Genomic DNA, 16,560 nt, shown 5'->3' with positions numbered 1-16,560 from the left:
CCATCGATACCGGTCAGTTGATCGCGGAGCATTACCGCCTGGTCGAGCGGATTGGTAGCGGCGGCACGGGCGTGGTCTGGCGTGCCGTCGACGAACGCCTCCAGCGCTCCGTGGCCGTCAAGCAGATCCACATCCAACCGAGCTTGCCCGAGGCCGAACGCGTCGTGGTTCGCCAACGCGCGATCCGGGAGGCCCGCAACGCCGCCCGCTTCCAGCATCCGAACGCGATCGTCGTGTTCGACATCACCGAGCACGAGGGCGATCCCTGCCTGGTGATGGAGTACCTGAAGTCCAAGAGCCTGGCCGCGGTGATCGGCGCTCAGGGCACCTTGCCGCTGACCCAGGTCGCGCGGATCGGCGAGCAGGTCGCCTCGGCGCTGATCGCCGCGCACCAGGCGGGCATCGTGCACCGTGACGTGAAGCCGGGCAATATCCTGCTCGATGATCACGGGACGGTGAAGATCACCGACTTCGGCATCTCCCGCGCGACCGGCGACGTCACGCTCACCGAGACCGGACTGATCTGCGGCACCGCCGCCTATCTCGCGCCCGAGGTCGCCCGCGGCTCCGATCCCAGTCCGGCGTCCGACGTGTTCGCGCTGGGCGCGACGCTGTTCCACGCGCTGGAGGGCGAACCGCCCTACGGTGCGGGCTCCAACCCGCTCGCGGTGCTCTACGCCGCCGCCAATGGTCAGCTGAGCGAACCGCGCAACGCGGGCCCCGCGACGGACTTCCTGCTCGACCTGCTCAGCCCGGAGCCGTCCGAGCGCCCGAGCATGCGCGCGGCGCGCGACCACCTCGCCGCGTTCGCCGACGCCGGTCCAGCGCCGGTTTCCGTCGGGTTCGTGCCGGCCAGCGAAGCGTTCGCGCGGCCGAGAGCGGGCGACTCCGAATCGGCGACCCGCACACTGCGGCCGTCGGCGATGGCGTCGGCGCCCTACACGCCCACCGAGCGCCAGCCGCGCCCCCGCCCAGCGCCCGCGCGGCCGGCCCATCCGGACACCGCGGCGCATCCCCGCACCATGGCGCAGCCGCGCCCGACGCCCGAACGGCGATCTGGCGGCGTGCGTCGCGCCGTGCTGATCGGTGCGCTGGTCGGCGCCGTCGCCGTGGTCGGGGCCATCATGGTGAACACGCTGACCTCATCGGGCTCGAGCTCCCAGGCATCCCAGGGCAGCTCCACTTCAGTGACCGCGTCGACGCGGCCGGGTGGCAATACGTCGTCGGCTGCCGCCCCCGTGGGCGAGACGAAGAGCGTCGGCAAGGCCGACTCCCGGGTGTCGATCGACCAAGTGGTGGACTTCTACAACAACCTCACGTATCTGAGTCTCGCCGCTGCTTGGAAACAGTTGACCCCCGCTGCCCAGCAGGTCTACGGCAGCCAGCAAGCCTTCGAGACCTACTGGACGCAGAATCGGGTCACGGGCTTCAACACTGTCGACACGGCCGGTGGCGGTACCGGCACCAACGCGGACGGCTCGGTCGACGTCAATGTGGCCAGCGTGACCTACGGGGGCCAGAACAAGTCGGTGACGCTTCGGTTGATCAACCCTGGCAGTGGGTCCGCCCTCATCGACAGCGACACCCGCTGACGCGCGTCCAGGTTCGGAGGCGACGCCGCGTTTGCCGTCGCGCCACGGACGCGAAGGTGGCTGACCCCCCGAGCCCTCGAACGAGATCGGCGCCACACCGCCCCGTGCGCCGAACAGCTCACCAGCGGGCTGACCTGGCGAATATGGCACGGGAGCGGCTCGGCAGTCGCGGACCACACCGATAACGGCTGGCGTCGGCCCATTAGGCTGGTAGCTGCAACTTTCCTGTTGCGGAATCAGCTGGAGACAAGGACCGACACCACATGACATCCCGCATCGAGCTCGCCCGCGTCGATCTGCGCGGTCGTACTCCCTCCGTCGCCGAGCTGCGCGCCGCGCTGCCGCGTGGGGGAGTCGACGTGGACTCGGTGCTGCATCAGGTGCGTCCGGTGGTCGAGGCGATCCGTGATCAGGGTGTGTCGGCGGCCCTGGAGTTCAGCGAGCGCTTCGACGGAGTGATCCCGCCGACGGTGCGGGTGCCCGCGGCCGAGCTGGAAGCCGCGCTGGAACGGCTGGACCCGGCGGTCCGCGCGGCGCTGGAGGAGTCCATCGCCCGGGCGCGCAAGGTGCACGCCGATCAGCGGCGCACCGACAAGACCACCGAGGTGGTGCCGGGCGGCACCGTCACCGAGCGCTGGGTGCCCGTCGAACGGGTCGGCCTGTACGTGCCGGGCGGAAACGCCGTCTACCCGTCCAGCGTCGTGATGAACGTGGTGCCCGCGCAGACCGCGGGCGTCGGCTCGCTGGTGGTGGCCTCGCCGCCGCAGGCGCAGTTCGGCGGGCTTCCGCACCCCACCATCCTCGCCGCCGCGCAACTGCTCGGCGTCGACGAGGTGTGGGCGGTCGGCGGCGCCCAGGGCATCGCCCTGCTGTCCTACGGCGGCCTCGACACCGACGGCGCGCAGCTGGAGCCGGTCGACCTGATCACCGGGCCGGGCAACATCTACGTCACCGCCGCGAAGCGGCTGTGCCGCGGCCTGGTCGGCATCGACGCCGAGGCGGGCCCCACCGAGATCGCCATCCTCGCCGACGCGACCGCCGATCCGGTGCACGTCGCCGCCGACCTGATCAGTCAGGCCGAGCACGACGTGCTGGCCGCCAGTGTGCTGGTCACCGACAGCGAGCAGCTGGCCGACGCGGTGGACGCGGCGCTGACCATGCAACTGACCGTGGTCAAGCACGCCCACCGGGTGAGCGAGGCGCTGCGCGGCAAGCAGTCCGGCACCGTCTTGGTCGATGACATCGAGCAGGGCCTGCGCGTGGTGAACGCCTACGCCGCCGAACACCTGGAGATCCAGACCACGGACGCGCCCGCGGTCGCGGCCCGGGTGCGCAGCGCCGGAGCGGTGTTCGTCGGCGCGTACGCGCCGGTCAGCCTGGGGGACTACTGCGCGGGCTCCAACCACGTGCTGCCGACCGCGGGGTGCGCACGGCACTCCTCCGGGCTGAGCGTGCAAACCTTCCTGCGCGGAATCCACGTCGTGGAGTACACCGAAGCGGCGCTGAAGGACGTGGCGGGTCACGTGGTGGCGCTGGCGAACGCGGAAGACCTGCCCGCGCACGGCCAGGCCGTGCAGGCGCGTTTCGAGGCGCTGTCGTGACGCGCGCGGTGAGCGCGCCCGGCGCGGAGCTGACCCTGGACGAGCTGCCGCTGCGGGAGAACCTGCGCGGCAAGAAGCCGTACGGCGCACCGCAATTGACGGTTCCCGTGCAGCTGAACACGAACGAGAACCCGCACCCGCCGAGCCGGGCGCTGATCGACGACGTGGCCGATTCGATCCGCGCGGCCGCCGCCGACCTGCATCGCTACCCGGACCGCGACGCCGTCGCGCTGCGCACCGACCTGGCGCGGTATCTGACCACGCAGACCGGCATCGCGCTGGACACCGGCAACGTCTGGGCGGCCAACGGCTCCAACGAGATCCTGCAGCAGCTGTTGCAGGCCTTCGGCGGACCGGGCCGCAGCGCACTGGGTTTCGTGCCCTCCTACTCGATGCACCCGATCATCTCCGAGGGCATCGACACCGAGTGGATCGAGGCCAAGCGCAGCGCCGACTTCTCCCTCGACATCGACCACGCACTGGCCGCCATCGCCGAGCGCAGGCCCGACGTGGTGTTCGTGACCAGTCCGAACAACCCCACCGGGCACAGCATCCCGCGGCAGGACTTGGCGCGCATCCTCGCCGCCGCGCCCGGCATCGTGGTGGTGGATGAGGCCTACGGCGAGTTCTCGGCACAGCCCAGCGCCATCGGGCTGATCGCGCAGTTCCCGGCGAAACTCGTGGTGACCAGGACGATGAGCAAGGCGTTCGCGTTCGCGGGGGGGCGGCTCGGCTACCTGGTCGCCGCGCCCGCGGTGATCGACGCGATGCTGCTGGTGCGGCTGCCCTACCACCTCTCGGTGGTCACCCAGGTCGCCGCCCGCGCGGCCCTGCGGCACGCCGAGGAGACCCTTGGCAGCGTCGCCGAACTGGCCGCGCAGCGCGACCGGGTGGCGGCGGCGCTGCGGGAGCAGGGGTACGACGTGATCCCCAGCGACGCCAACTTCCTGCTGTTCGGCCGCTTCGCCGACGCCGCGCGCACCTGGCAGCGCTATCTCGACCACGGCGTGCTGATCCGCGACGTCGGCATCCCCGGCTACCTGCGCACCACCATCGGCCTCGCCGCCGAGAACGACGAACTGCTGCGGGTCAGCGGCCTGCTGGCGGGCACCGACCTCGCACCGCGATGAACCAGCGCCGGGAAAGTCTCGGCGACAACCCCGATTGGACGTCAACATGAGCAGGACCGCCCGGGTGGAGCGGGTCACCAAGGAATCCAGCATCCTCGTGGAGCTGGATCTGGACGGCACCGGCAAGACCGAGATCGCCACCGGCGTGCCGTTCTACGACCACATGCTGACCGCGCTCGGCGCACACGCGAGCTTCGACCTGACCGTGCGCGCGGAGGGTGACATCGAGATCGAGGCGCATCACACCGTCGAGGACACCGCGATCGTGTTCGGTCAGGCACTCGGCAAGGCGCTGGGCGACAAGACGGGCATCCGCCGGTTCGGCGACGCCTACATCCCGATGGACGAGACGCTGGCGCACGCCGCAGTCGACGTGTCCGGCCGCCCCTACTGCGTGCACACCGGCGAGCCGGATCACCTGGTCCACACGGTGATCCCCGGCTCCGGTCCCGGTGCGCCGTATTCCACCGTGCTCAACCGCCACGTATTCGAGTCGATCGCGCTGAACGCGCGCATCGCCCTGCACGTCCGGGTGCTCTACGGACGCGATCAGCACCACGTCACCGAGGCCGAATTCAAGGCGGTGGCGCGCGCACTGCGCGCCGCGGTGGAACCCGACCCGCGGGTGAGCGGGGTCCCGTCGACGAAGGGAACGCTGTGACCGCGAAATCCGTGGCGCTGCTGGATTACGGCTCGGGCAACCTGCACTCGGCCGAACGGGCGCTGGCCAGGGCGGGCGCGCGCGTCGAGGTGACCGCCGACCCGGCGGTCGTGCTGGCCGCCGACGGGCTGGTCGTGCCGGGCGTCGGGGCGTTCGCCGCTTGCATGGCGGGACTGCGCGGGGTGCGGGGTGAGCGTCTGATCGGTCAGCGGCTGGCCGGCGGACGTCCGGTGCTCGGCATCTGCGTCGGCATGCAGATCCTCTTCGAACGGGGTGTCGAGTTCGGTGCGGAGACCGACGGATGCGCCGAATGGCCCGGCACGGTCGAGCGGCTGTCCGCTCCAGTGCTGCCGCACATGGGCTGGAACACCGTCTCCGCTCCGTCCGACAGCGTTCTGTTCGCGGGCCTCGACACCGGCACCCGCTTCTACTTCGTGCACTCCTACGCTGCCCAGGCTTGGGATCTTCCGCCCGGTGAGCATTTCGCCGCGCCCAAGTTGACCTGGGCCGAGCACGGGGTGCCGTTCCTGGCGGCGGTGGAGAACGGCCCGCTGTCGGCGACCCAGTTCCACCCGGAGAAGTCCGGTGACGCGGGCGCCCACCTGCTGCGCAACTGGGTGAACGCGCTGTAGGGCGAATCCCGCGCACCGGGGGTGCGCGGGATCCTGCCGGGTCAGCGCGAGCGAACCTTGCTGACCAGCCAGCGTCCGTCGACGTTGTCCACCGTCACGGTCATGGCCATGCGGCTGGTCTGCGGGAGCCCGTCGGTCTCGTCGCTGGTCACCGTCCGGACCACGTCGACGTCCACCTCGGCCCGGCTGTCGTCGCCGGAGACGACGCGGCAGTCGGCCGAGTTGGCCTCGGCGCGGATGTGCGCGGCCTCCGCGCTCGACTGGATATTGCCGCGGAAGTTCTCGAACTCGGCGCGGAACTCTCCGGTGCTGAGGTCGAGCATCCTGCGGGCGTGCTCGCCGAACCGCGCGTAGTCGTATGTCGCCGCGGCGGAGCCGAATTCGCATCCCGCCAGGCGCGCCTCCTCGGGCGGTGCGGCGGTGGCTGCGGGTGCGGCGACGAAGGCCGCGGAGCAGGCTGCTGCCGAAAGCGACAGGGCGGCAGCGATTTTGGATCGTGACATGCACTTCCTCGGTGCGAGGTGGAAGCGGCGACCGGGGGTGATCGCCGAGCGGAGACGATACCGCCCGCGCCGCCCGTGCCGCGGCGATCCAGCGGCGGGCTTCACCTAGGTGCTCCAGCCGGTTCGCGCGGGACGGTGGTTCCGGGTAGACCCTGACCCGTCTATGGGGGCTCGCTCCGGATCCGCGAGTGGCGGCCCGGACCTACGGTCGACGGGAGGAGGTCGATATGAGAAGCGTCACTGTTCCGCTGACGGTGATCACCGGCTATGCCGTCGTCGCGTGCTTCGTTTTCGGGACGACCGCGGCCGAGACGCTGCTGCTGTACCCCAACATTTTTCACGACATTCCCGAATCGCTGGAGCTGACCGAGCGATTCATGAGCACCGTCGCCGTCGGTGACGTCATGCGCCCGCTCGGCGCGGCGCTGACGCTGTGCGCCTCGATCGCGGGCGTGGTGTCGCTGGCCTACCGGGTCGGACGCCGATGGCTCGGTTTCTCGCTCGCCGCTCTGCTCAGCGGGCAGTTCCTGCTGTCGGTCCTCTACTTGTGGCCGCGGGCGTCGATCCTGTTCGACGACCGGCACGCGCACACGCTCGCCGAGATCGAACGCGCGGCGACGGAGTTCCAGATCGGACAGGGCCTGCGGATCGCGGCCGCCGCGGTGACGGCACTGTGCGCGGTGCTCGCCGCCCTGGCCTGCTACCGCGCACGCGTGCTCGCCACCCGCTGATCACGGCCGGGTGCCGGTGGACCAGATCGGGGTGGTCTGCACCCGGGACAGGCGCCAGCCTTCTCCGGTGCGCACCGCGTCGAAGCGGTAGATCTCGCCGAGGGTGTATTGCGGCTGCGGAATCGTCCCGTCGGCGGCGGCGGGCGCGAAGGTGGCGATCAGGTTGGCCCGGACATCGGCCGCGTCGCCGCGCAGGTCGATCAGCACATTGCCGATGACGTGCTGGATGCGTTTGTCGTCGCCGTGGTTTCGGCTCGCCTGGGCGATCAGCGCGTCGCGGCCCTGGGCCGTGCCGCCGGGCGTCTTCGCGGTCGCGTCCGCGGTGTAGATCGCCCGGAGGTCGTCGAAGCGGCCCTCGTCCAAGGCGCGGCCTAGCCGGTCGACCAGAGCGGTGATCTGCTGGCGGTCCATCAGTTCGCGCACCTCTGGCGCAGGGGTCGCGGAGGCGGCGGTGCAGGCGGCGGTCAGGGCGGCGAAGGGGAGAACCAGCACGGGGAGGACCGAGCGAATCTTGCGCATCGTAATAGCCTTTCGCGAAGAATGTTGGCGTTTCCAACGTTGGCGCTACCAACGTATCAAACCGTGGGGGACGCCAACAAGTCTTGTTAGGGTGGCCGCATGGACATCGCGCACGAAGACGCCGCGGGACGGCTCCGGGTCCTGCCCACCAGGCTGGTCAATCAGGTCGCGCTGGTGGCGAATCGGGCGACCGAGCGGGCGCTGGAGCCCACCGGCTCCCGGCGTCACCACTTCGCGCTGCTTGCCACACTCGGGGAGTTCGGCCCGGCCAGCCAGGCGGAGCTGGGCAGGCGCACCCGCATCGACCGCAGCGACGTGGTCGCGGCGGTGAACGATCTCGCCGCCCGCGGGCTGGTCGAGCGCAGCTCCGATCCCGCCGACCGGCGCCGCAACATCGTGACCCTGACCGCCGCGGGCGCCCGGCACCTGGACGAGCTGGACGAGCGCCTCGCGGTCGCTCAGGACGAGTTGCTCGCCGGCTTCTCCGCGGGGGACCGGCGCACCCTGGTCACACTGCTGACCCGCATCCTGGACGCCCACCGCGGCTGACCCGCGCCGGTGATCGAGGTCGCATCCGCCCAGGCCCAGCACCCGGACGCCGCCGGGTAACCACTAGGCTGCTCTCGTGAGTCTTGTGCTGCTACCCGCCGTCGATGTCGCCAACGGAGAGGCCGTGCGCCTCGTGCAAGGAGAGGCCGGAAGCGAAACCAGCTACGGCTCGCCTCGCGAGGCGGCGCTGGCCTGGCAGGAAGCCGGCGCGGAATGGGTGCATCTGGTCGACCTGGACGCGGCCTTCGGGCGCGGCTCGAATCGGGAGCTGCTCGCGGGCGTCGTCGGTGAACTCGACGTCAAGGTGGAACTGTCCGGCGGCATTCGCGACGACGAGAGCCTGGAGGCGGCACTGGCCACCGGCTGTGCCCGGGTCAACCTCGGCACCGCCGCGCTGGAGGACCCGGTGTGGTGCGCGAAGGCCATCGCCCGGCACGGCGAGCGCATCGCCGTCGGCCTGGATGTGCGCATCATCGACGGCGAGTACCGGCTGCGCGGCCGCGGCTGGGTCAGCGACGGCGGCGACCTGTGGGAGGTGCTCGAGCGCCTGGAACGCGACGGCTGCTCGCGGTACGTGGTGACCGACGTGACCAAGGACGGCACGCTCACCGGCCCGAACCTCGACCTGCTGCGTGAGGTCTGCGCGGCCACCGACGCCCCGGTCATCGCCTCCGGCGGCGTGTCCACCATCGCGGACCTGGTCGCGATCGCCGAACTCGTGCCGGACGGCGTCGAGGGATCGATCGTCGGCAAGGCGCTCTACGCGGGCCGGTTCACCCTGCCCGAGGCGCTGGCCGCGGTGAGATGACCCAGGAGCTGTCGAGACTGCTCGCGGAGGCGAGCGAGGTCCTGGACTCGGTGCGCTCTCGGTTCGTCGAGGGCATCGGCGCGCCGAGCGCGGTGGCCAAGGGCCGCAACGACTTCGCCACCGAGCTGGATCTGGAACTGGAACGCACGGTGTCCGCCGAGCTGCGGCGGCGCACCGGCATCGAGGTGCACGGTGAGGAGTTCGGCGGCCCGCAGCTCACCTCCGGCACCGCATGGGTGCTCGACCCGATCGACGGCACCTTCAACTACTCGTCCGGGCACCCGCTCTCGGGCATGCTGCTCGCGCTGGTGCGGGACGGGGAACCGGTGCTCGGCCTGACCTGGCTGCCGCTGCTGGGCCGCCGCTACTCCGCCATGGCCGGCGGCCCCGTGCTGCTGGACGGCAAGCCGCTGCCGCCGCTGCCGCACGGCAAGCTCGCCGAGGCCATGATCGGCTTCGGCACGTTCAACGTCGACTCGCACGGCCGCATCCCCGGACAGTTCCGCTTCGACCTGCTCGGCCCGCTGAGCCGGCTGTCGTCCCGGGTGCGCATGCACGGCTCGACCGGCATCGATCTGGCGTTCACCGCGTCCGGCGTGCTCGGCGGCACGATCGTGTTCGGACACCATCCCTGGGACAACGCGGCGGGGGTCGCCCTGGTGCGCGCGGCGGGCGGGGTGGTCACCGACCTGGTGGGCAGGCCGTGGACCATCACCTCAGGCTCCGTCCTCGCGGCCGCGCCCGGCGTGCACGAAGAACTGCTCGACATGATCTGCGCGGTCGCCGACCCGGCGGCCGTGGAGGAAGGGTGAGGCAATGACGTTGGCCGTACGAGTGATCCCGTGTCTGGACGTCGACGCGGGACGGGTGGTCAAGGGCGTCAACTTCGAAAACCTGCGCGACGCGGGTGATCCCGTCGAACTGGCCGCCCTCTACGACGCGCAGGGCGCCGACGAGCTGACCTTCCTCGACGTGACCGCCTCCACCGGCGACCGCGGCACCATGATCGACGTGGTGACCCGCACCGCCGAGCAGATCTTCATCCCGCTCACCGTGGGCGGTGGGGTGCGCACCGTCGAGGACGTGGACCGCCTGCTGCGCGCGGGCGCGGACAAGGTCTCGGTGAACACCGCCGCGATCGCGCGGCCGGAGGTGCTGCGCGAGATGTCCGAGCGATTCGGCTCCCAGTGCATCGTGCTGTCGGTGGACGCGCGCACCGTCCCGGACGGGCAGCCGGCCACCCCCTCCGGCTGGGAGGTGACCACGCACGGCGGCAAACGCGGCACCGGCATCGACGCCGTCGAATGGGCGGTGCGCGGCGCCGAACTCGGGGTCGGCGAGATCCTGCTGAATTCGATGGACGCCGACGGCACCAAAGCCGGTTTCGACCTGCCGATGATCCGTGCCGTGCGGGCGGCCGTCACGGTTCCGGTGATCGCCAGCGGGGGAGCGGGCGCGGTGGAGCACTTCGCCCCGGCCGTGCACGCGGGCGCCGACGCGGTGCTCGCGGCCAGCGTGTTCCACTTCGGTGACCTCACCATCGGCCAGGTCAAGGATTCGATGCGGGCGGAGAAGATCGTCATCCGGTAGCGATCGGCGGGAATCCGCCGAGCCGGAAGGCGGACCGGGCCGGTGCGGTTGCATCGGGCATGAGCATCGGAATCGCACTGTCCCCGTTCGCCCTCGACGCCACGGACAACGCCGTGGACGCGGCGGTGTCGCTGGGCGAGTCGGCGGCCGCCGCCGGAGTCTCGTCGCTGTGGTTCGGCCAGACGTTCAGCCACGACGCCATCGCGCTGGCCGGGATCGTCGGCCGCGCGGTGCCCGAACTCGCGGTCGGCACCTCCGCGGTGCCGATCACGGCGCGTCATCCACTGTTGATCTCCGGTCAGGCGCAGACCGCGCAGGCGGCCACCGGGGGCCGGTTCACCCTCGGGCTAGGCCTCGGCGCGAGGTCCTTCGCCGAACCGGCGTTCGGCGGCTCCTTCGACCGGCCGATCACCCGGCTGCGCGAGTTCCTCACCGCCCTGCGCACCGTGCTGCACACCGGCACGGTGGACTTCCACGGCGAGACGCTCACCGCCGCCGCCCCGCTGCCCGCCGCGGTGGCCGGGGCGCGCCCGGCCGTGCCGATCCTGGTGGCCGCCATGGGACCGCAGGCGCTGCGCGTCACCGGTGAGCTCGCCGACGGCACCCTGCCCTTCCTGATCGGTCCGAAGGCGCTGGCCGAGCACGTCGTCGCGCCGCTCACCACCGCGGCAGAACGGGCAGGCAGGCCCGCGCCGCGGATCACCGTCCTGGTCCCCGGCGTGGTCACCGCCGACCTCGACGCCGCGCGCGCGGCCGCCGCGGCCCAGACGGCGTTCTACGACGACATCCCGTCCTATGCCCGGGTGATCGAGCTGTCCGGCGCGTCGCGGGCGGCGGATCTCGTGGTGATCGGCGACGAGGAGCTGATCGCCTCCCGCGTCGCGGAATACTTCGCGGCGGGCGCGACGGAGGTGGTCTTCTCGCAGACCGATCTGACCACCCCGCAGGACCAGCGGCGCACCTGGGAGGTGCTCGGCGACCTGCGGCGCTCCCGCATGCGCTGACCTTTTACTCCGGGTGCGCCTGCCTCCGCACGCCCCTGTTATAACGGTGCTATGAGTCTCGATCCCGCTATCGCCGCCCGTCTCAAGCGCAACGACGCCGGGCTGGTGTCGGCCGTCGCGCAGGAACGCGCCACCGGTGACGTGCTGATGGTCGCGTGGATGGATGACGAAGCGCTGGCACGCACGCTGGAAACCCGGAAGGCGACGTACTACTCGCGCTCCCGTCGGCAGTACTGGGTCAAAGGCGAGACCTCCGGTCACACCCAATACGTGCACGAAGTGCGGCTCGACTGTGACGGCGACACGATCCTGCTGGTCGTCGATCAGGAGGGCGCGGCCTGTCACACCGGCACACACACCTGTTTCGACTCGGACCTGCTCTTGCCCGCGCGGTCCTGACCCGCGCCGGGCTAGACGCCGTTCGGGCGGTGCTCGTCCCGATTCGCCGGGGCGAGTGCGCCGAGCTGGTCGAGCGCGCCGGCGAGCCGCTCGGCCAGCAGCTCGCCGAGCTCGGCGACCTGGGCTTTCTGCGCGTCGTCCAAACCGTCGAAGACCAAGTGCCGCACGGCCGCCAGATAGCCCGGCGCGGCCTCGACGACCTTCCGGAATCCCTCGTCGGTGAGCACGGCGTGCACGCCGCGCCGCCCGGCGGTCGCCGAGCGCTGGGCCCAGCCCATGCGCTCCAGCTTGGACACCACATGCGACAACCGCGATAGCGATGCATTTGCCTTGTGGGCAAGCTCACTCATCTGCAGGCGGTGCCCCGGTTCCTCCGACAGCAGGGTCAATACCCAGTACTCGAAATGCGTCACGCCGGACTCGCGCTGGAGTTGCGTATCCAAGGCTCCTGGCAGCCGCGTCATCAGCGCTACTATCGAGCGCCAAGCGCGTTGCTCCACGGGGTCGAGCCACTTCGTCACTGTGTGCCTTCTTTCGAGCCAAGTGACGTGGTTTTGTTCGTAGTCCTAGTGATTGTCGAAAAAGTTGTGCACAGTCACCCGCGACATCGAGTTTGCCACGACTTCGCTCGACCGTCATAAAGATGCTGCGTGTGGTGAGTTCACTCACACAGCCGGTGGCGGCGTGTCCGTTCGGCCTTCGGCCTTCGGCGTGGACGGGTGCGTGCGGCGCCATCTGCGCAGCAGCAACAGCGCGACCACGAGGAGGAACAGCAGCGTCGCGATGACGGCGCCGACCAGCGCGGCGCCGCGGAAGGCGGGCGCGTCGACGTCCAGAATCCGCTCGCCGGCGTGGGCGGCGCTGCTGTTGCCCAGCACGATGGTCAGCGTCATCAGGTTGGGAATCGAGAACAGGATCGCGACGACCGCGGCCGCCCCCGCGAGGAACCTGCCCGCCTTGCGCCGCCACACCAGCACGGCGAACAGCAGCAGGAATAGTGTGACGGCGGTACATATTCCGCCGTAGAACAGGCCCCACTTGATGCCGCTGGCGAAGCTGCCGTGCACCGCCGAGCCCACCCGCTGCGCCCACCAGCGCGGGATGAACGCGGACAGGATGAAGTAGAGGACGACGAGGACGGCCAAGAGTGCGGCGCCGCCGATGATCCGCGTACGCCAGACGGCTGCCGTGGGTTTGCGCCCGCCCGGCTGAACCTCGGTCGAAGTCATGAATCCAGCCTAGGCCGCGCCGTCGCCGGGCAGCGGCTGCGCGAACGCGGCGCGTCGCGTCCGCTACTTGGTGCGCAGGTAGTTCAGTGCTTCGTCGGCGTGCACCGCGGCGCGCAACTCGCCGGTGATGACCTTGCGGATGGTGCGGTCGGTGTCGATGACGAACGTTTGCCGCTTCACCGGCGCGAGTTTGCCGAGTAGGCCGCGCTTCACGCCGAACTTCGCGGCGACCGCGCCGTCGGCGTCGGAGAGCAGCGGGTAGCCGAGGCGCTGCTTCTCGGCGAATCCCGCCTGCGTGTCCACGTTGTCGGTGCTGATGCCGACACAGGTGGCGCCGATCGCGGCGAATTCGGCGGCGAGGTCACGGAAATGACAGGCCTCGGCCGTGCACACGGGCGTGTTGGCCGCCGGATAGAAGAAGAGGACCAGTGGGCCGTCCGCCAGAAGCTTGTCGAGCGAACGGAGGGTGCCGGACTGATCGGGAAGCTCGAAATCGGGGGCGAGCTGTCCTTGCTGCATACCCGGGCACACTACCGGGCGCTTGGTCGAATCGGGTATCTCGCTCGGGGCGAGGGACGAACCCGGTGCTCGTGCCCGTCGATGCGCCGCTGCGATCGGATCGCCACGTCGGTGGCCGGGCACGAACCGGTGGTGCGCGGCGCGGCTACGCGCCGATGAGCGCGGCCACCTCAGGGTTCTTGATGGCCATCACGTCGAGGATGCCGTGGGCCCGCAAGAACGGCTTCAGCTCCTTGATGCGGTGACTGTGGACGGCGTACTCGTCGGGAAAACGGTTCTTGTCCAGGGACTCCAGTGCTTTGACGTAGGTGACGAAGGACGCGAGCGCGTTGCTCGGGGCGGCGTGGGGGTGGGCCGGATGGTTCGTGCCCGCTGCCCGTGGAGCGCGCAGGTGCGGGACGCTGGGGCCCGCGACGTGCCGAGGGCCCTCGGGCGCTACCGATTGCGAGGGGTACATCAGTTGTTTCCTCTCGAGATGGATACCGCATGCGACGTGGAACGGGCGCGAGTGTAGTGAGCGCCACCACACCTCCCGCGGGCGCGTGGGAACCGGACGGTCGACCTGATTTGTCGGGTTTGTCGCGTCCCTCGCCGTGTCACCGGCACCGCTCACCGGTCGATCGGCCCGGCCTGGGATGATGAGTGCATGCCAGGCGCGTCCACTCCCACCACCACGACCCGCGAGCAGTTCCATCAGCTGGCCGCGGAGCACCGGGTGGTCCCGGTGATCCGAAAGGTGCTGGCGGACTCCGAGACTCCGCTGTCGGCCTACCGCAAACTCGCCGGTGACCGGGCAGGCACCTTCCTGTTCGAGTCCGCGGAGAACGGGCGGTCGTGGTCGCGCTGGTCGTTCATCGGCGCGGGCAGTCCCTCGGCGCTGACCGTCGTCGACGGCGCGGCGGCCTGGCTGGGCAGCATCCCGGTCGACGCGCCCTCCGGCGGCGATCCGCTGGTCGCGCTGCGCGAGACGCTGGAACTGTTGCGCACCGAGCGCCTGCCCGGGCTGCCGCCGCTGACCGGCGGCATGGTCGGCTACCTCGGCTACGACGCGGTGCGCCGGATCGAGCGGCTGCCCAGCCTGGCGCTGGACGACCTGCGGCTGCCGGAGATGGTCTTGCTGCTGGCCACCGACCTGGCCGCGTTCGACCACCACGAGGGCGCCATCACGCTGATCGCCAACGCGGTCAACTGGAACGGCACCGCCGAGCGCGTCGACGAGGCCTACGACGACGCGGTGGCCCGGCTGGACCGGATGACCGCCGCGCTCGGCGCGCCCGCCGATTCCACCGTCTCGGTGTTCGACCAGCCCGAGCCCCGCTACCGGCGCAAGCGCACCACCGAGGAGTTCGGCGCGGGCGTGCGCCGTCTGGTCAAGGAGATCGAGGCGGGCGAGGCTTTCCAGGTGGTGCTGTCGCAGCGTTTCGAGATGGACTACGACGGGGCGCCCATCGACCTGTACCGGATGCTGCGCGCGTCCAATCCCAGTCCGTACATGTACCTGCTGCACATCCCGGACGGCGAGGGCGGCACGGCGTTCTCGATCGTCGGCTCCAGCCCGGAATCGCTGGTGACTGTGAAGGACGGTGTGGCGACGACCCACCCGATCGCGGGCACTCGCTGGCGGGGCGGCACCGAGGAGGAGGACCTGCTGCTGGAGAAGGGCCTGCTCGCCGACGAGAAGGAGAACGCCGAGCACCTCATGCTCGTCGACCTCGGCCGCAACGACCTGGGCCGGGTGTGCGAGCCGGGCACCGTGCGGGTCACCGAGTACCGGCACATCGAGCGCTACAGCCACGTCATGCACCTGGTGTCGACGGTGTCGGGCCGGTTGGCGCCCGGCCGGATCGCGCTGGACGCGGTGCGGGCGTGCTTCCCGGCGGGCACCCTGTCCGGTGCGCCCAAGGTGCGCGCGATGGAGCTGATCGAGGAACTCGAACCGACCCGCCGCGGCGTCTACGGCGGCGTCGTCGGATACCTGGACTTCGCCGGTGACGCCGATACCGCCATCGCCATCCGTACCGCGCTGCTGAAGGACGGCACGGCCTACGTGCAGGCGGGCGCGGGCGTCGTCGCGGACTCGGATCCGGAGTACGAGGACGTGGAATCGCGCAACAAGGCGATGGCGGTGCTCAAGGCGATCGCGGCGGCCGGAACGGTGCGGGCCTACGGCACGGAGCCCGACGCGGCGAACGGCGGACCACTATGACGGCTGCCCACCCTGAAGGCGAACCAGCCCGGGCCCGGGAGCCCGCCGTGGACATCGGCGCCACGACAGAGCCGGAATCCGTCCCCCCGGTGGAGGGTTCGGCCGCGCCTCCTGGATCTTCCACCGAGGAAAGCGTTTCCGGCCGGAAGTATCCGGTGGGCGCGGTCGTGCTGCTCGCCATGGCCGCCGCGGCGCTGTGGGCTTCGTCCCGGATGACCTGGGTGACTTTGTCGTCGTCGGACGGTCTCACCCAGCCGCGCACCGATCACCTCAACGGCGGGGTGTGGTTCGGCGCGCTGACGCCGCTGGCGCTGGTGCTGCTCGCCTCGATCGCGGCCGTGCTGGCCACCAGGGGCTGGTTGCGCCGGGTGGTGGGCGTGCTGATCGCGTTGGTCGCCGCCGTGGCCGCGGTGCCCGCTTTCGCCCTGCTGACCGGCTCCGGCAAGACCGCGGAGCGGGCCGCGAAACTCGCCGAGCTCCCGGCGCGCGCCCAGGTCGAGACGGCGACCACATCGGCGTTCCCGGCCGTGCTCGCGCTGCTCGGCGCGATCGCCGCATTCGGCGCGGGCGCGCTGCTGGCGCGCATGCCCGCCGAGGCGGCGCGACTGTCGGGCAAGTACGACAATCCGGTCTTCCGGCGCGCCGCCGCCACGGCGGAGGTCACCCAGCGGCGCGCGCGGTCCTCGGACGAGCCGTCCTCGCCGCAACTGTCCGAGCGCGTGCTGTGGGACGCGCTGGACGCGGGCACCGACCCGACCGAGGAAGCCGAGGGCGGGCAGCCGCCTCGGGACGATCCGGACCACGGCGAGGCGGGCCGACATGGCCGCTGAGCAGTTCCCGCGCGGCGGATGTGGCGGGTGCCACCTTGCGCTGAGCCCTTCCGCGTG

General features: G+C 70.9%; 20 protein-coding genes. 14 read left to right on the top strand and 6 right to left on the bottom strand.

The window, feature by feature from the left end; all coding sequences use genetic code 11:
* The first annotated feature begins 17 nt into the window (after positions 1 to 17).
* The 5 genes from IU450_RS32440 to hisH all read left to right on the top strand — a co-directional run bounded on the left by IU450_RS32440 (position 18) and on the right by hisH (position 5,616).
* Positions 18 to 1,592: a serine/threonine-protein kinase gene (locus IU450_RS32440; protein WP_324197905.1), complete on the top strand. Its 1,575-nt coding sequence runs from the start codon at positions 18 to 20 to the stop codon at positions 1,590 to 1,592.
* A gap of 263 nt (positions 1,593 to 1,855) precedes the next feature.
* The gene (gene hisD / locus IU450_RS32435) at positions 1,856 to 3,193 is read left to right on the top strand and encodes a histidinol dehydrogenase (RefSeq protein ID WP_195153509.1); all 1,338 of its coding nucleotides are present in this window, start codon (positions 1,856 to 1,858) and stop codon (positions 3,191 to 3,193) included.
* Positions 3,190 to 4,323 carry a histidinol-phosphate transaminase gene (locus IU450_RS32430; RefSeq protein ID WP_195153508.1) on the top strand — a complete coding sequence of 378 codons (1,134 nt, stop codon included), beginning with the start codon at positions 3,190 to 3,192 and terminating at the stop codon, positions 4,321 to 4,323. The genes hisD and IU450_RS32430 overlap by 4 nt, the downstream gene beginning before the upstream one ends.
* Positions 4,324 to 4,369: 46 nt before the next feature.
* Positions 4,370 to 4,984 carry an imidazoleglycerol-phosphate dehydratase HisB gene (gene hisB, locus IU450_RS32425; RefSeq protein ID WP_043689549.1) on the top strand — a complete coding sequence of 205 codons (615 nt, stop codon included), beginning with the start codon at positions 4,370 to 4,372 and terminating at the stop codon, positions 4,982 to 4,984.
* A complete protein-coding gene (hisH, locus tag IU450_RS32420) occupies positions 4,981 to 5,616 on the top strand; it encodes an imidazole glycerol phosphate synthase subunit HisH (protein ID WP_195153507.1) in 636 nt (211 codons plus the stop codon). The genes hisB and hisH overlap by 4 nt, the downstream gene beginning before the upstream one ends.
* A gap of 41 nt (positions 5,617 to 5,657) precedes the next feature.
* Here hisH and IU450_RS32415 read toward each other — a convergent pair whose 3' ends face one another.
* A complete protein-coding gene (locus IU450_RS32415; RefSeq protein WP_195153506.1) occupies positions 5,658 to 6,119 on the bottom strand; it encodes a hypothetical protein in 462 nt (153 codons plus the stop codon).
* Between the two features lie 227 nt (positions 6,120 to 6,346).
* Between IU450_RS32415 and IU450_RS32410 the strand changes: the two genes are divergently transcribed.
* Complete coding sequence (locus IU450_RS32410; protein WP_195153505.1) at positions 6,347 to 6,850, top strand: hypothetical protein; 504 nt, start codon at positions 6,347 to 6,349, stop codon at positions 6,848 to 6,850.
* Here the strand turns inward: IU450_RS32410 and IU450_RS32405 are convergent, their stop codons facing one another.
* Positions 6,851 to 7,369, bottom strand: coding sequence for a nuclear transport factor 2 family protein (locus IU450_RS32405; protein ID WP_195153504.1), 519 nt, complete (start codon positions 7,367 to 7,369; stop codon positions 6,851 to 6,853).
* Between the two features lie 99 nt (positions 7,370 to 7,468).
* Between IU450_RS32405 and IU450_RS32400 the strand changes: the two genes are divergently transcribed.
* The 6 genes from IU450_RS32400 to hisI all read left to right on the top strand — a co-directional run bounded on the left by IU450_RS32400 (position 7,469) and on the right by hisI (position 11,719).
* The gene (locus tag IU450_RS32400) at positions 7,469 to 7,918 is read left to right on the top strand and encodes a MarR family winged helix-turn-helix transcriptional regulator (protein WP_195153503.1); all 450 of its coding nucleotides are present in this window, start codon (positions 7,469 to 7,471) and stop codon (positions 7,916 to 7,918) included.
* A 76-nt stretch (positions 7,919 to 7,994) separates the two neighbouring features.
* Complete coding sequence (gene priA, locus IU450_RS32395) at positions 7,995 to 8,726, top strand: bifunctional 1-(5-phosphoribosyl)-5-((5-phosphoribosylamino)methylideneamino)imidazole-4-carboxamide isomerase/phosphoribosylanthranilate isomerase PriA (RefSeq protein WP_043689526.1); 732 nt, start codon at positions 7,995 to 7,997, stop codon at positions 8,724 to 8,726.
* The gene (locus tag IU450_RS32390; RefSeq protein WP_195153502.1) at positions 8,723 to 9,538 is read left to right on the top strand and encodes an inositol monophosphatase family protein; all 816 of its coding nucleotides are present in this window, start codon (positions 8,723 to 8,725) and stop codon (positions 9,536 to 9,538) included. Before priA ends, IU450_RS32390 begins: the two co-directional genes overlap by 4 nt.
* Before the next feature lie 4 nt (positions 9,539 to 9,542).
* Positions 9,543 to 10,316 carry an imidazole glycerol phosphate synthase subunit HisF gene (hisF, locus tag IU450_RS32385; protein WP_195153501.1) on the top strand — a complete coding sequence of 258 codons (774 nt, stop codon included), beginning with the start codon at positions 9,543 to 9,545 and terminating at the stop codon, positions 10,314 to 10,316.
* A gap of 59 nt (positions 10,317 to 10,375) precedes the next feature.
* Entirely contained in the window at positions 10,376 to 11,320 is a 945-nt protein-coding gene (locus IU450_RS32380) for a TIGR03564 family F420-dependent LLM class oxidoreductase (protein ID WP_195153500.1), read from the top strand.
* A gap of 51 nt (positions 11,321 to 11,371) precedes the next feature.
* The gene (gene hisI / locus IU450_RS32375) at positions 11,372 to 11,719 is read left to right on the top strand and encodes a phosphoribosyl-AMP cyclohydrolase (RefSeq protein ID WP_195153499.1); all 348 of its coding nucleotides are present in this window, start codon (positions 11,372 to 11,374) and stop codon (positions 11,717 to 11,719) included.
* An 11-nt stretch (positions 11,720 to 11,730) separates the two neighbouring features.
* Here hisI and IU450_RS32370 read toward each other — a convergent pair whose 3' ends face one another.
* The 4 genes from IU450_RS32370 to IU450_RS32355 all read right to left on the bottom strand — a co-directional run bounded on the left by IU450_RS32370 (position 11,731) and on the right by IU450_RS32355 (position 13,924).
* Complete coding sequence (locus IU450_RS32370) at positions 11,731 to 12,183, bottom strand: MarR family winged helix-turn-helix transcriptional regulator (RefSeq protein WP_195153579.1); 453 nt, start codon at positions 12,181 to 12,183, stop codon at positions 11,731 to 11,733.
* A gap of 201 nt (positions 12,184 to 12,384) precedes the next feature.
* On the bottom strand, positions 12,385 to 12,948 hold the full coding sequence (locus IU450_RS32365) for a permease (protein ID WP_195153498.1): 564 nt from the start codon (positions 12,946 to 12,948) through the stop codon (positions 12,385 to 12,387).
* A 63-nt stretch (positions 12,949 to 13,011) separates the two neighbouring features.
* Entirely contained in the window at positions 13,012 to 13,467 is a 456-nt protein-coding gene (locus IU450_RS32360; RefSeq protein ID WP_195153497.1) for a peroxiredoxin, read from the bottom strand.
* Positions 13,468 to 13,612: 145 nt separating this feature from the next.
* Entirely contained in the window at positions 13,613 to 13,924 is a 312-nt protein-coding gene (locus IU450_RS32355; protein WP_195153496.1) for a hypothetical protein, read from the bottom strand.
* Between the two features lie 189 nt (positions 13,925 to 14,113).
* Here IU450_RS32355 and IU450_RS32350 point away from each other — a divergent pair, with 189 nt between their 5' ends.
* Both IU450_RS32350 and IU450_RS32345 read left to right on the top strand, forming a co-directional pair.
* A complete protein-coding gene (locus tag IU450_RS32350; protein ID WP_195153495.1) occupies positions 14,114 to 15,673 on the top strand; it encodes an anthranilate synthase component I in 1,560 nt (519 codons plus the stop codon).
* Between the two features lie 47 nt (positions 15,674 to 15,720).
* A complete protein-coding gene (locus IU450_RS32345) occupies positions 15,721 to 16,503 on the top strand; it encodes a TIGR02234 family membrane protein (protein ID WP_324197904.1) in 783 nt (260 codons plus the stop codon).
* The last annotated feature ends 57 nt before the right edge of the window (positions 16,504 to 16,560 follow it).

Source organism: Nocardia abscessus (assembly GCF_015477775.1).
In the GTDB taxonomy this organism is placed as follows: domain Bacteria; phylum Actinomycetota; class Actinomycetes; order Mycobacteriales; family Mycobacteriaceae; genus Nocardia; species Nocardia abscessus_A.
The sequence above is the reverse complement of the archived record's forward strand: the minus strand, read 5'-3'. Positions and strand labels throughout refer to the sequence as shown.

Excerpts from the sequence above, each read along its gene's own strand:
- IU450_RS32380 (WP_195153500.1), top strand. The coding sequence starts at position 10,376 with ATGAGCATCGGAATCGCACTGTCCCCGTTCGCCCTCGACGCCACGGAC.
- IU450_RS32415 (WP_195153506.1), bottom strand. The coding sequence starts at position 6,119 with ATGTCACGATCCAAAATCGCTGCCGCCCTGTCGCTTTCGGCAGCAGCC.
- IU450_RS32355 (WP_195153496.1), bottom strand. The coding sequence starts at position 13,924 with ATGTACCCCTCGCAATCGGTAGCGCCCGAGGGCCCTCGGCACGTCGCG.
- IU450_RS32390 (WP_195153502.1), top strand. The coding sequence starts at position 8,723 with ATGACCCAGGAGCTGTCGAGACTGCTCGCGGAGGCGAGCGAGGTCCTG.
- IU450_RS32405 (WP_195153504.1), bottom strand. The coding sequence starts at position 7,369 with ATGCGCAAGATTCGCTCGGTCCTCCCCGTGCTGGTTCTCCCCTTCGCC.
- IU450_RS32410 (WP_195153505.1), top strand. The coding sequence starts at position 6,347 with ATGAGAAGCGTCACTGTTCCGCTGACGGTGATCACCGGCTATGCCGTC.
- IU450_RS32365 (WP_195153498.1), bottom strand. The coding sequence starts at position 12,948 with ATGACTTCGACCGAGGTTCAGCCGGGCGGGCGCAAACCCACGGCAGCC.
- IU450_RS32350 (WP_195153495.1), top strand. The coding sequence starts at position 14,114 with ATGCCAGGCGCGTCCACTCCCACCACCACGACCCGCGAGCAGTTCCAT.
- hisF (WP_195153501.1), top strand. The coding sequence starts at position 9,543 with ATGACGTTGGCCGTACGAGTGATCCCGTGTCTGGACGTCGACGCGGGA.
- hisI (WP_195153499.1), top strand. The coding sequence starts at position 11,372 with ATGAGTCTCGATCCCGCTATCGCCGCCCGTCTCAAGCGCAACGACGCC.
- hisB (WP_043689549.1), top strand. The coding sequence starts at position 4,370 with ATGAGCAGGACCGCCCGGGTGGAGCGGGTCACCAAGGAATCCAGCATC.
- IU450_RS32370 (WP_195153579.1), bottom strand. The coding sequence starts at position 12,183 with ATGACGCGGCTGCCAGGAGCCTTGGATACGCAACTCCAGCGCGAGTCC.
- IU450_RS32400 (WP_195153503.1), top strand. The coding sequence starts at position 7,469 with ATGGACATCGCGCACGAAGACGCCGCGGGACGGCTCCGGGTCCTGCCC.
- hisD (WP_195153509.1), top strand. The coding sequence starts at position 1,856 with ATGACATCCCGCATCGAGCTCGCCCGCGTCGATCTGCGCGGTCGTACT.
- IU450_RS32360 (WP_195153497.1), bottom strand. The coding sequence starts at position 13,467 with ATGCAGCAAGGACAGCTCGCCCCCGATTTCGAGCTTCCCGATCAGTCC.